11 protein-coding genes and 1 pseudogene are annotated in these 12,595 nt (G+C 70.5%); 5 read left to right on the top strand and 7 right to left on the bottom strand.

All coding sequences use genetic code 11. The annotated features are described in order from the left end of the window. Positions 1-263: 263 nt before the first annotated feature. Positions 264-926 carry a hypothetical protein gene (locus ACGFYV_RS21385; protein ID WP_393879986.1) on the top strand — a complete coding sequence of 221 codons (663 nt, stop codon included), beginning with the start codon at positions 264-266 and terminating at the stop codon, positions 924-926. Positions 927-968: 42 nt separating this feature from the next. Here ACGFYV_RS21385 and ACGFYV_RS21380 read toward each other — a convergent pair whose 3' ends face one another. Continuing rightward, entirely contained in the window at positions 969-1,451 is a 483-nt protein-coding gene (locus ACGFYV_RS21380) for a hypothetical protein (protein ID WP_393879985.1), read from the bottom strand. Positions 1,452-1,591: 140 nt separating this feature from the next. On the opposite strand from ACGFYV_RS21380, the gene ACGFYV_RS21375 reads away from it, so the two are divergent. Beyond that, entirely contained in the window at positions 1,592-1,873 is a 282-nt protein-coding gene (locus ACGFYV_RS21375) for a hypothetical protein (protein WP_393879984.1), read from the top strand. On the opposite strand, the gene ACGFYV_RS21370 is transcribed toward ACGFYV_RS21375, so the two are convergent. Beyond that, on the bottom strand, positions 1,870-2,097 hold the full coding sequence (locus ACGFYV_RS21370) for a Tn3 family transposase (protein WP_393879983.1): 228 nt from the start codon (positions 2,095-2,097) through the stop codon (positions 1,870-1,872). The genes ACGFYV_RS21375 and ACGFYV_RS21370 overlap by 4 nt on opposite strands. Continuing rightward, positions 2,097-5,057 (bottom strand): Tn3 family transposase, encoded by a 2,961-nt coding sequence (locus ACGFYV_RS21365; protein WP_393879982.1) that lies wholly within the window; start codon positions 5,055-5,057, stop codon positions 2,097-2,099. The genes ACGFYV_RS21370 and ACGFYV_RS21365 overlap by 1 nt, the downstream gene beginning before the upstream one ends. A 160-nt stretch (positions 5,058-5,217) precedes the next feature. Here ACGFYV_RS21365 and ACGFYV_RS21360 point away from each other — a divergent pair, with 160 nt between their 5' ends. Next, positions 5,218-6,237 (top strand): recombinase family protein, encoded by a 1,020-nt coding sequence (locus tag ACGFYV_RS21360; RefSeq protein WP_393879981.1) that lies wholly within the window; start codon positions 5,218-5,220, stop codon positions 6,235-6,237. 78 nt (positions 6,238-6,315) lie between these two features. Here the strand turns inward: ACGFYV_RS21360 and ACGFYV_RS21355 are convergent, their stop codons facing one another. Then, the gene (locus tag ACGFYV_RS21355) at positions 6,316-8,628 is read right to left on the bottom strand and encodes an FtsX-like permease family protein (protein ID WP_393879980.1); all 2,313 of its coding nucleotides are present in this window, start codon (positions 8,626-8,628) and stop codon (positions 6,316-6,318) included. Continuing rightward, positions 8,625-9,359: an ABC transporter ATP-binding protein gene (locus tag ACGFYV_RS21350; RefSeq protein ID WP_393879979.1), complete on the bottom strand. Its 735-nt coding sequence runs from the start codon at positions 9,357-9,359 to the stop codon at positions 8,625-8,627. The genes ACGFYV_RS21355 and ACGFYV_RS21350 overlap by 4 nt, the downstream gene beginning before the upstream one ends. Before the next feature lie 117 nt (positions 9,360-9,476). Between ACGFYV_RS21350 and ACGFYV_RS21345 the strand changes: the two genes are divergently transcribed. Continuing rightward, positions 9,477-10,319 carry a sensor histidine kinase gene (locus ACGFYV_RS21345; protein WP_393879978.1) on the top strand — a complete coding sequence of 281 codons (843 nt, stop codon included), beginning with the start codon at positions 9,477-9,479 and terminating at the stop codon, positions 10,317-10,319. Then, on the top strand, positions 10,316-11,044 hold the full coding sequence (locus ACGFYV_RS21340; protein ID WP_393879977.1) for a response regulator: 729 nt from the start codon (positions 10,316-10,318) through the stop codon (positions 11,042-11,044). Before ACGFYV_RS21345 ends, ACGFYV_RS21340 begins: the two co-directional genes overlap by 4 nt. Before the next feature lie 659 nt (positions 11,045-11,703). On the opposite strand, the pseudogene ACGFYV_RS21335 reads toward ACGFYV_RS21340, so the two are convergent. Continuing rightward, a pseudogene (locus tag ACGFYV_RS21335) lies at positions 11,704-11,963 on the bottom strand (transposase); the annotation flags it as partial. A 260-nt stretch (positions 11,964-12,223) separates the two neighbouring features. Then, positions 12,224-12,553: a hypothetical protein gene (locus ACGFYV_RS21330; RefSeq protein ID WP_393879976.1), complete on the bottom strand. Its 330-nt coding sequence runs from the start codon at positions 12,551-12,553 to the stop codon at positions 12,224-12,226. Between the last annotated feature and the right edge of the window lie 42 nt (positions 12,554-12,595).

The following is a 12,595-nucleotide window of genomic DNA, read 5'->3' as shown; positions in this document are numbered from 1 at the left end:
AGCGCAGGAGTTCCAGAGGTTGGGAACGCTGTGCCCTCGTCATAGACGGTGCGCTTGGTGAGGCAGTGGTGGAGGCAGCCGAGCATGCGGTTGAAGAGGTTGCGCCGGGCGGCGGTGTGGCGGTCTCCGTCGGTTGGGTGCGGTTCCTTTCGAGTGACGGCCGCGATCAAATGGTGAGGTCATGGTTCCGCTGGTGAGTGCGTCAGACGTCATACCGGGGAACCATGCGGCAGGGAACCGTGACGCGTCGGGATTCTGGGTTGGTGAGCGACGCCATGGCTGAGTACGAAGCGGCTACCGAGCAGTTGATGCGCAGGGTCTACCTCGGCCTGCGTGAGGACAATCTCGACCCACAGCAAGTCGTCGCCCTCGCCTGCGAACTGCTCGACTGGTTCCACTGCACCGACGCCGTGCTGGAGGTCATCGAGCGGAACCAGGCCGAGGTGTCGCCGGCGGAGATGACCGCCCTGGCCCGGCGTGTTCTGGACAACGTGGGCTTCGATCCCGGCTTCGACCTTGCCCCCGAGCGTTTGGAGACGTTGCGCGCCGCGCTGCGAATCGTGGCCCGCGATCTGCCCACGCGCGGGATCGAGGGCGAACCGGAGATCGAGATCCTGGAGGACTGTTTCCCGGTCGGAGCCGGTGTCCGTCTTGCCGACGGCGCACGGCTCAACTGGGACGGTCCTGTCCTGCCGAGCATGTGCGACGACCCGGCCGTGGCACTGACCAGCCTGGCGGTTCTGATCCAGGAGAGCCTGCTCGAACGGACCTGGCAGGTCTGGCCGGTGTGTCCCCGGCATGACCTCGGCGTCCACGGATCGGAGCAGGACGGTGCGGCCGTGTGGTGGTGCGCGGGCGATGGCGGACACATACTGGCGCCGGTCGGTGAACTTGCGCGCGCTGTCGGCCGCCGTCGCCTCAAGTAGGTCTGGCGGTGGGGCGCAGTTCATTTCGGACGACTGCTGGGATCAGGCGGTGGGTGCGTCGTTCCGCTGGTCGGGTGCGGGGTAGGGGCGTTCGTGTTCGCGGGCGGCGTGGTAGCGCCAGTAGGGGGCGAGGTCTCCGTCGGAGAGGACGGTACGCGGTCGCAGTACGGCTTCGGCTCCGTGCAGGCCCCAGCGGGCGCCGGTGATGTCGTGGCGGTCGGCGATCAGGTGGCGGCAGGCGCCCTCGGCCGCGCCGGTGGCGATCGGCCAGCCGTTGTCCAGCGCCGTGTCGTAGCGGAGTGGATCGAGGTGGCCGGTCAGGTAGCAGTCACAGGCGTCGACAACCTCGCGTCGGGCCGGCGATAAGTGCTCCCGCTCAGCCTGGCTGGTCATTTCGGCGACGGTGTGGGCAGCCTGACCTGCGAGGATCGTGGTGAGACGGTCGGCGGTCCACGCTTCGGCCTCGGTGGTGCCGGGTTTGTGGAAGGCATGGGCGGCGGCCCAGACGTACTCGGCGACGTGCACGAAGTCCAGCAGGACGTGGACCGTGACGCCGCGGCGGCCAGTCTCGGCACTGATCGGGGTCCGGGTAGGAGCGGAACAGAAAACCGGCGTAGCTGTCAAAATTTTTGACGGGCCGTGAGCTGTGCTGCCAGGGTGTGCGGGTGAGCGATGACCCGACGATTGGTTTCCTGAAGTCAGATGTGGCGCGGTTCTGCGCCGGTCTGGATGAACTGGCTCCGGCGATCCGGCTGCGGCTGCTCGTTCAGCTGCGGGCCGCGCTGGATGAGGTGACGGACGCGGCCTTGGACGAGGGGATGGCCGCGGCGAAAGCGGAGGGTTGGGGGCTGCGGCAGATCGGCGGCCAGGTGGGTCTGTCGCACGAGAAGGTCCGCTACCGGCTCGCCCAGAGCGCGTGCCAGTGCGAGCCGGGCGGGGACGCCTAGATCGTGGTGGCGGTCCTCTCCGGCTTGACGGTGGAGCGGAGCTGTCCGCCTTGGACCTCGTTGGGCAGAGCGAAGCTGTAGCGGCCGTGGAAGTTGATGTGCGCGAACTTCAGCGGTGAGAGGCGGGCGACGTCCTCGTCACGGACGTGGATGCCCTCGGCCCGCATCTCTGCGATGATCTTCTGGAAGTAGACCGTGTTCCACAGAACGACGACATTGAGCATCAGCCCCAGCGCCCCAAGCTGATCTTCCTGTCCCTCCCTGTACGCCTGCCGCAGTTCGCCCTTCTGTCCGTGGAAGATCTTCCGGGCAGGTTCGTGGCGGGATTCCTGCCGGTTGAGCTGGGTGTTGACCCGGCGCCTGAGTAACTCATCGGTGAAGTACGAGGACAGATACGCGCTGCGGTCCAGGCGGCCGAGTTCCATGACGGCCTTCCCGTAGGGGTGGGCTTGCCGCCCGGCGCGAGGACCCGCAGGGCCTCGGAGGCTTTGATGGTGCCGGAGTGCAGGGAGCCGGCAAGGCGGAGCATCTCGTCCCAGTGGGCGGTGATCTGCTTGAGGTTGACCTTGTCGCGGGTCACCGGGTTGAGCGGCCCGTAGTCGGCGTCCGGGGTGGCGCGGTAGAGGGTGGCACTGCCGACGTCGGCCAGGCGTGGGGAGAACTGGTAGCCCATGAGGCGGAAGAGGCCGAAGACGATCTCGCTGGCGCCGTGGGTGTCGGAGGTGATCTCGACGGGCCGCAGTGCGGTCTCCTGTTCCCGCAGGCCGTCGAGGATGTGGAAGGAGTCGCGCTGGGTGCCGGGGATCAGGATGCCGTGCGGGCCACTGAACTGGTCCGAGAGGAAGTTGTAGAACGTGACCCCGCGTCGGCGGGTGTCGAAGTATTTCGGGTTCGGCCCGGAGTTGAGGGTGCGGATCGGGGTGACGAAGCGCAGTCCGTCGGCGGAGGCCAGCACGCCGCTGCCCCACGCCTGCACCAGCGGCAGGCGCATGTGGTAGTCGACCAGGCGGGCGTTGGCCGCGATGAGGGTCTGGGCGCGTACGTAGTTCTGCTCGACCCAGAACAGCCGGTCGCGGCTGAGTGCATCGACGCCGTCGTGGACGATCGGCTCGATACCGACGTTGGTGGCCTCGGAGGTGAGGACCGCGGCCACGGACAGCTCAAGGTCGGCCATGCGGGAGTTGGCCTCGGAGACGTGGGTGAAGTCGCCGAGGTAGGGCACCCAGGAGTTGACCTCCAGCACGATCTCGGGAAGGTCGACGGCGGGCATCCTCGCCTCGATCTCCTTGTTCAGGTCGACCAGGGAGGCGGGTTCGTCCAGGCGGTCGAGGCCGGTGAGGATGATGCGGTCGCGACCTCCTTGCTGCTCGATGCGTACGGCGGGGTTGGCGGCCAGGCCGTCGGCGAAGTCGCGGTGGGCCTTGTCGAGCCGGGCGGTCCACTCAGCGAGGATCTTGTCGGGCTTGGGGTCGAGGTCGAGTTCCTCGCAGACCCTCGTGCGTGCCGCCTCCCACGCGGCATCGCCCAGCAGGCGGGCGTTGGGGTTGCCCCACTTGCGCAGGCCCGGCACGAACACCTCGTGCCGGTGCAGCGCGGAGCGCAGGGCCTCGGCGGACGCGACGATCAAAGCACGCTTCTCCACGCCGCCCACGGGCATCGGCGGAGGCGGGAAGACCAGGCGCCGCCAGGCGGAGGTGAGGACCTTGGCGGGGACCTCCCATGCCTGGATGGGGCGGCGCCGTCCCTTGAGGGACTTCACGAAGTCGATCGCGTCCAGGACCGGCTCGCCGGCCGGGCTCGCCTCGAATGTGAACGTCTTGAGCAGGCTGGGAAGGAAGCGGGCGATGGTGTTATAGCGGGCGGCGAGCATCTGCTCGGCGCCGTCGTCGGGCTGCTGGGCGAGCACCTTGACGACCTCGGCCGCCGCGTGGACCGGGCCGACCTCCATGGAGTCGAGCGTCGCGCGCAGATCGCCCTCGGGATCGGCGGCGGTGGCGCAGATGGCGAGCCAGGCTTTGCGCAGCTCGATCGCGGCGGTATCCAGGTCCTTGAGGGTGCGCAGCCGCGCCTTGGTCATCTTGGCGGCAGAGCTGCGGATGATGTCGCCCATCACCAGGTCGAAGACCTCGATTGCCTCATCCGCGGCAAGCTGCGGCATCACCGCGGCGAACGCGACCAGAGTAGCCAGGCGCCGGTTCCCGGCGAGGTCGGATACGGCCTGGGCGCGGGCGGCCTTGGCGAACCGCACCAGCGCCTGGAGCCGTCCCGGCGGTATCGCGTCCAGGTCCCAGGCGTGACCGCCGAAGGAGCGCAGCGACTCGTAGCGTTCCAGCGCTTTGCCCACCCCGCGCGCCGAGATGTCGCGCGGCGAGCGGCGCAGCCGGTCCAGTTCCGAGAGGCGCTTGCTCGCGGGGACGACGACCAACTGTTGCAGCTGCTCGGCCTGCTCGGCGGTGGGCGCGGCGGCCAGCGTCGCCCACAGGCGTTTCTCGGCCCGCTCACGGGTGCCGGACACCAGCCGTTCCAGCACGGTCACCCCGGGCAGCACCACCTTCTTGTCCACCAGGCGCTTGGTGGCCAGGTCGAACAGCAGGGTGGGGCGTTCGTTGCCGATCCAGGCCCGCTGATACATCCAGCGGGCGAGCGCGAACCACTGGTCGAACTCGAACTTGGTGTAGCCGTAGCCCTCGCGGATCTGGTCCTGGTGGTCCCAGCGGGCCTCGCCGCTGCCGTACCCGGCGAACGCACCGGGCTCCAGACCGAGTTGCTCGGCGACATAGGCGACCACCACGGCGGGCACCTCTTCGGGGTTCTCCAGGAAGGTGCCCAGGTAGCGGATGATGCCGAGCTGGACGGCCCAGCCGATCCGGTTCCTCGCGCCGCGGGCGGCCATAGCCCGGCGCCGCGCGGTTTGATCCAGCAGGAAGGAACCGGCGAGCTGTCCCTCGTCCGGGTCCTCGGTGAAGTGGCCGAAGCGCCTGCGCTGTTCCTCGCTCAGAAGGTGGTCGGCACCGCCCGCTCCTTGATCGTCGGCGTGATTCGCGCGCGACGGTGCCAGGTGACCCGGCGGAGCGTGAGGTGATCTGCGATTCCAGCCCAGAGCATTTCCCCATGTGATAGATGGGGCAGCCCAGGCGGGAGGGGTGTGCGGGGCCTTCCGGGCGGCCCGGTGGGGCTTGCCCACCCACGCCGGCAGCGGCTCTCACAAACGTTCCTTTGTCGGAGCAAGATCAAGAACGGGCCACCAGGACGCCGTTGATCTTGGATCAGTTCTCAGAACCCGTTCTCACTCAAAGAGGTGAGCTGCCCCCTTCTGAGAAATGTTTGTGACAAGATCCGGGGGCATGACGGACCCTCAAGAGCCTTCCGCGACCGACGCGGACGAAGTCGAGCGCCATCCCTGCCCCCGCTGCGCGGCCGAGCCCGGCTCGCCGTGCCGCTCGCGTGGCGGCGCGGTCGCCGGCACCTACCACACAGGCCGCTTCACGAAGGTGCCTCGGCTCGCCAAGCTGCTACGAGTGCCGACCCCGGCCGACCGGGGCCCGGGGCAGTCGTGGCGGCCCGGCACCCCGCCCCCGGCGCCGATCGACCCGGACACCCCGAGCGCGGACATCCGCATCGGGTATGCGAGATGCTCGCACCTGAGCCAAGAACTCCAGTCTCAGCTGGATGCCCTCGCCAAGCACGGCATCCCGAGGGACAAAATCTTCAGCGAGAAGATCAGCACACGGGTGCGGGTGCGCCCGCAGTTCGAGGCTGCGCTCAAGGCCGCCCGGGAGATCAAGGCCCATGCCCCGCACTGCCGGGTCATCGTCACGGTGTACGAGATGAAACGGCTGGGACGCGATGCCGCCGAGCTCACAGCCCTTGCGGACCACCTCACCGCGCACGGCCTGGTGCTGGAGATGCTCGCAGGCCCCCTCCAGGGGATGTACGACCCCAGCGGCGCCGGGAGACTGCTGTTCGCGTTCTTTGCGGCGATGGCGGAGACCGAGCGGGAGAACATCCGGGAGTCGACGCTGGAAGGACTCGACACCGCGGCCCGCAAGGGCAAGCACGGCGGCCGGCCCGCGGTCATCACCGACGACATGCTGCACACCGTTCTCCGGCGGCGGGCGAACGGCGAGTCCGTCGAGCAGATCCGGCCCGACCTGATCATCCCCACCGGCAAGCGCAAAGGCCACAACCCTTCCCTGGCCAGCATCTACCGGGCGCTCGCCGAGCACGAGAAGGCCCAGGCGTACCCCGAAGCCGTCGAAGCCGCCCACGCCGACTTCGCCGCACTGCAAAACGCCGAGCGGCCGGGCGACGGCATCCCCAGCCCCCGCCCGGCCGCAGCAACAGACAGCGTCAGCTCGCGCTGACTGCACGCGGGGCATTTCCGCCCGCGCGACCAGGCCGGGCGACGCCCCCGCTCGTCGCTCGGCCCGGCAGGGCGTGCGTCACTCGTTGTGCAGTACCTCGGCGATCGGCAGTCGGGCCGCCGTGCGTGAGGGGAGCAGTGCGCCGAGGACGGCGATGAAGACGCCCGCCAGCGCGACGGCGATCAGTAGCGGGGCGTGCCACACGTTGATCATCGAGTCCGTGAACACCAGGATGGTGACGTTCTCGACGATCAGCCGGTGCGCGGCCATCCCGAGCGGGACGCCGATGATCCCGCTGACCAGACCCAGCCCTGCTACCGAGATCACCGTCATCGCGACCACCTGGCGCGGGGTCATGCCGATCGACTTGAGCATGCCGAGGTCCCGGCGGCGCTCGCGGATGTTCAGCAGCACGGTGTTGAAGACGCCGAGGGCGGCGACCACGCACAGCAGCACGGTGAAGATCGTCGAGAAGCTGATCACCGAGGCGATCGGGCCGTTCACGTCGTGCGTCACCACGTTCGGGTAGAGGCCGGGATCGGCGTCCTTGACCGCCTTGACGTAGGCGTCGGCGTCCGCGCCGGGGGCGAGCCGCACGACGTACTCGACCACGTGCAGTTCCACTCCGGTCCCGGCCAGCATCGCCGCGTTGGACGCCACGGCCCGGGCGTTGCCCTGGACGGGCTCGCCGACGATGGTCACGGGCAGGAGCCGGCCACTGACGTCCAGGGTGATCCGGTCGCCGAGTTTGAGTCCGTGCTGGTCCAGGAACGCCGGTCCGGCAACCACCTCGCCCAGCCCGGTCGCCGGGCGCCCCTTGGCCACGTGCAGTGGCCGCTCGAGGGCGTCGCCGCCGTAGAAGTCGGCGAACACCGGCTGGGTGTAGCCGACCAGGCCGACCCGTTCGAACGCGCGCGAGGTCACCTGGTCAGATCCGGGCGTGGCGCGCAGCACGGCCTCGATCTGGGCGTCGGTCAGCTTCGGCAATCTCTGGTGGGCGTCGGCGGCGCCGACCTGCACGTGGACGAAGGTGCGGCCGTTGTCCCCGCCTGGTGGCTGCATGGAGGCGAGCAGCGTGCCGGTCAGGCCGGTGGCGAAGGTTACCGTGACCACGCCCAGCACGATGGACGCCATGGTGAGCGCCGTCCGGGCCGGGCGGGCGAAGGGCTGGCCGAGGCCGAGGCTGACCGAGCGTGGCAGCCGCGTGCCACTGAGCCAGCGCTGGACCCGCAGGCCGCGCCCGGTGCGCGGCGCGCTGCCGGCGGTGATCGCCTCGGCCGCGGAGATCCGATGGGCGCGCGAGGCCGGCAGGAACGCGGCGAGGGCGACCAGCAGGGGCACGGCGACCAGGCAGGCGACGGGCAGCCAGGCCGGGGGCGCGAGCGCGGCGGTGCCGGTCTCGATCCCGGTGAAGGCCATGTCGACGATCGGGCGGGCCAGCGCCCAGCCGGCGACCGTGCCGAGGACGGCGCCGGCGATCGCGGGCACCGAGACCATGGCGATGTAGACCGCGACCACCTGGCGCGGGGTGAAGCCGAGCGCCTTGAGCACGCCGATGTGGCGGTAGCCGGACACCACCGCACCGCTGACCACGTTTCCGACGATCAATACCGCGACCACCAGGCCGAGCGCGCCGAAGACAGACATGAACGGCAGGTAGGCGTCGGCCGAGGCGGAGAACGCCTGCTTGAGGGTGAGGTAGGACTGCGCGCTGGTCAGCGCATCCCCGGGCAGGCCCTCGGTGGCCTTCGCCAAGCCTGCCTTCAACGCGTCGTCGCTCGAAGCGTCGGTGAAACGGTAGAGCATCTGCTCGGCGGTGGGATGCAGGGCGGCCATCTGCTCAGGGGTGACCCAGCCGCCCGCCGAATTGCTCATACTGTCGGCGATGCCGACCACGGTGAGCGGCGGGGCACCGGTGGGCGCGATGGTCTGGCCCAGCAGGTTGTCGAAGGTGCCCCGGAAGCCCATGTAGACGACGACCTCGCCCGGCCTGGTGGCCCAGCGGCCTGCGGTCAGCTCCACGCGGTCCACCGGGCCTGCCGGGTCGGCTCGGCCTACCAGGGTGATCGACCCGGGCGCGTGGCCCAGCCAGTCGGTCGGGATGTTCAAGGTGACCTGGGCGAACGGCCCGGCGGCCGCCTCGACGCCCGGCCGGTGGGCGCTGGCGGCCAGTTGCTCCGCCGGGGCCTTGGCGGCGTCGAAGGTCGCGACCATGTGGGCGCCGCGCTGCACATCGAAGGCGGCGTCGAACGGCGCCCGGGCGGCGCTCATCACGGCGAGCGCGAGCAGGATGGTGGTGGTCGAGCAGAAGACGACCAGTCCGATCACGATCGTCTGGACCTTGCGCCGTTTGACGGCCGCGCGCGAGGCCCGCCACACCGCCCCGGTCATGCCGTGTGCTCCGAGGGCTCCAAAGAACGCTCGCGGGCGACGCGGCCGTCCGCGACCTCGACCAGCCGGCTGGCGCAGCGGGTGGCCAGGTGCGGGTCGTGGGTGACGATCAGCAGGGTCTGCCCGATCTGGTTGAGGTCGATCAGCAGGTCCATCACCTGCTCGCCGGAGCGGCTGTCCAGGGCTCCGGTCGGCTCGTCCGCGAGCAGCAGCGCCGGACGGTTCATCAGTGCTCGGGCGACGGCTACTCGTTGGCGCTCGCCGCCGCTGAGGGCGGCCGGGTAGGTGTCCTCGCGGTGGGCGACTCCGAGTTCGTCCAGCAGCTCCAGGGCGCGCCGGCGGGCCTGCCGGGCGGAGATGCCGGTCAGCTGGGCGGCGAGGGCGACGTTGTCGAGTGCCGGCAGGTCGTCGATGAGGTTGAAGAACTGGAAGATCATGCCGATGTGCCGGCGGCGGAACAGTGCCAGCCCGGTCTCGTTCAACTGCCCCAGGTCCTGGCCGTGCACCTGGACCGTGCCGCAGGTGGGCCGGTCCAGGCCGGCGACCATGTTCAGCAAGGTGGACTTGCCGCAGCCCGAGGGGCCCATGACGGCGACCGCCTCGCCCGCTCGGATCCGCAGGTCGATTCCGGCCAGAGCCTTGGCGTCCCCGAACTCCTTGTGGACACCGGACAGCTCGACGACGAGCTGCGCGCCGTCCTGCCGGGTGGTCCCGTCGTGATCATTGCTCATGGCACACGACGGTAGGAGCGGCGGGGCGGGCTGGCGTCCCACCCCAGGTGTAACTGTCCAGGGCCGTAGTACCGGGGATGTACACAGGCGGCACCCCCGGTTGATGTGGATCACGGCGTGAGCTGGGAAGCTGGCGGCATGTGGGGAGCGGAAGCGGGCTGGATCACCGCCCTGGTGGCGGCAGGCGCGGCCGGCTGGCTGGCCGCGGCGCTCGCCCGGGCGCGGCGCGCGTACCGGGCGGCAATAGGCGAGCGCGGCTGGCTGCTCGAGCGGGAGCGGCAGAGCGCGGCGCGCACGGCCGTCGACGCCGAGCGGGCCAGGATCGCCGCGGAGCTGCACGACATCGTCAGCCACAACGTGAGCCTGATGGTTGTGCAAGCCGGTGCGGCCCGTGAGGTGCTGGCCACCATGCCGGAGGAGGCAACGGCCGCGATGACCGCCGTTGAGACCGCCGGGCGGAACGCGATGACCGAACTGCGACACCTGCTCGGCCTGCTCGCGCCCGCGCCGGACGGCGCCGACGAGCCGGACCAGGACGGTTTCGCGCCGCAGCCGAGCCTCAGTCGGCTCAGCCCGCTGATCGACCGGTTCGCCTTCGCCGGCCTGCCGGTGGAGGCGCGGATCTCCGGCGAGCCGCGGCCACTGCCGGCCGGAATCGACGTGACGGCGTACCGGATCATCCAGGAGGCGCTGACCAACGCGCTCAAGCACGGGGACGGGGTGAAGGCGGAGGTGACGGTGCGCTACGCGGACCACTACCTGCGGGTGGAAGTGCTGAACAGCGGGCCGAGCGTGCTCACCGGGGACGCGGCTGGTCCCGAGCGGCGGGCCGACGGGACGGGGCGCGGGCTGCTCGGCCTGAGCGAGCGGGTCGCCGTCTACGGCGGCGACCTCGACGCCCGGCGCCGCATCGGCGGCGGCTTCCGCATCCGCGCGCGCATCCCGCTGGACCGGCCGTGACGGACGCGCCCTCAACCGGCCAGCTCGGGCCCCGGGTCGTGATCGCCGACGACCAAGAGCTGGTCCGCACCGGGTTCCGGATGATCCTGACCGCCCGCGGGATCGACGTGGTGGGCGAAGCCTCCGACGGCACCGAGGCAGTCGCCAAGGTGCTCCAACACCGGCCGGACGTCGCGCTGTTGGACATCCGGATGCCCGGAATGGACGGCCTGGAGGCCGCCCGCCGGATCCTCGCCCAGGTCCCCCGGTGCCGGGTGATCATGCTGACCACCTTCGACCTCGACCACTACGTGTACGCCGCCCTCGCCGCAGGCGCCAGCGGCTTCCTACTCAAGGACGTCACATCGGCCCATCTCGCCGCCGCCATACGCCTGGTGGACACAGGGGACGCGCTACTCGCACCCTCGATCACGCGCCGACTCGTCGAACGCTTCGCCACCGGCGCCCCCACCCCGGCCGCCTCCACCAAAGCCCCGGCGCCGCACCGCGACTTGGCCCCGCTGACGCCGCGCGAACGGGAGGTGCTGACACTGCTGGGGCATGGCTTCTCCAACAGCGAGCTGGCGAGCGAGCTGACACTCAGCGAGTCGACGGTGAAGACGCACGTGGCGCGGATCTTCGCCAAGCTCAACCTCCGCGACCGCGCCCAGGCCGTGGTTCTCGCGTACGAGACGGGCCTGGTCTCGCCGGGTGGAAGGCAGCAGCGCCCGGTACGCGGACGGTGACCCGGGCCAGGTTCCGCTCAGAAGCGTCCTGAGCCACCGTCGTTCCACATCAGTCACGGACGACCGAGACCTCAGCATCGTCGTCCCAACGGACATGCTTCGCCATGGGCGGCAACCTACGCCGCCCGCCCTGCCGCGCGCCGACGATCGTGGCAAGCTCCCCCAACAGGTGGCACCTCCAGCGAGTGCACCGAACACCGGACGTCAAAAGTTTTGACAGCTATGCCGGTTTTCTGTTCCGTTCCTACCCGGACCCGTGATCGGGTCGAGCTGGTGGCGGGCGCCGTCGACCAGCACGCCCCACGGCCGCAGATGCTTCTGGTCAGGGCCTCGGCCCGGTCGAAGGCGTCGGAGATCACCTGCTCGGGCGGGCGGACCGGCGAGGCGGTGCACCACTTGTTCTCGGCGCGCGGTCCCGGGCGGGCGGGGCGTTCGCCACTTCGGCCGGCGGGCGGGTGGATGACGTCGTGCGGACGTCCGGGGGCGGGACGTGTGTCGATGACATAGGCCACCGTCGCCATCCGCTTCCGGTTCGGCTTCTCGCCCGGCGCAAGTCGGCCGCGATGACCGGCCGCCGCTTTCGCGGCGGCCCGGCGGGTGGCCTCCCGCAGGGCCTCAGATCGCATGACCACGCCCTTGCCGTCCGGCTGTATCACCAGCGGCATGTGCGGCTGCACGGGACCGGCGTCGCGGGCGACGGTCAGCGGGAGGGCGCCGATGAGGCGGGCTGGTCCACGATCACCAGGACGGCGCCGAACTTCGCGGTCAGCTTGTCGAAGACGGCCCGCAGCTTCGGCTCGCTGTTGGGCAGCTGCTTGCCGAAGACCTTCTTCCCGGCCGGGGTCAGTCCGTGCCCGTGGTGGGTCGTCTTGCCGACGTCCAGGCCAAGGAACACGTCCCCACCTTCGGTCTCGAACATCGCGCCTTTTCCACGGTGTTGACGGCGCGCCGGCCTCGGCTCGGGTGTCGTGCTCGCGCATCCACGTCACGCAGACCTGCGCCCGCGAGCTGTCAGGCGTTGCGCCGGACCGGACGGTGGCCGGACCTCTGATCAGCGTCTCCGACGAACACCCCCGGACCCGGTGCCCCCCAGGTCATGCCCTCGACAGGGGGACACAGTCATGCCGGGCCGGAAGGCCAGCGGCCCTCTTGCAGGACCGCGGAAAACAGAACGGGGAGTCACCTGGCCCGCGGGGGTCTGTGTGCCGTGCTCGGCGCGGCCGGCGAAGCGGGCCCCTTCTGACCGGGGACGGTGGGATGTCTCCCGCCGTCGAGTGCCCGGCATGCGAAGCGCAGGGCGTAGGGGAGGGCGGCGCGGGTGGTGGGGCCGGCGCCGGCGGCGTGGGCGGCGGCTGTGACGAAGGGGCCCGCGGACGCGATGGCGCGGCGGAGGGCGGCGGGACTGAGCAGGCCGCCTGCCAGCCGCGGCACGGGGATGCCGGGGAGCGCCAGGGTGAGGGTGCGGTCGTCGTCCGCGCCGGGGCGGGGCCAGGTGAATTCGATGCGCATGGCGGCCTTCACGGGGAAGCAGGGGCCTGACCCCTGCGGGTA

The organism is Streptomyces sp. NPDC048297 (genome assembly GCF_043201585.1).
Lineage (GTDB): Bacteria > Actinomycetota > Actinomycetes > Streptomycetales > Streptomycetaceae > Streptomyces.
This window is presented reverse-complemented; position numbering and strand designations above follow the sequence as displayed.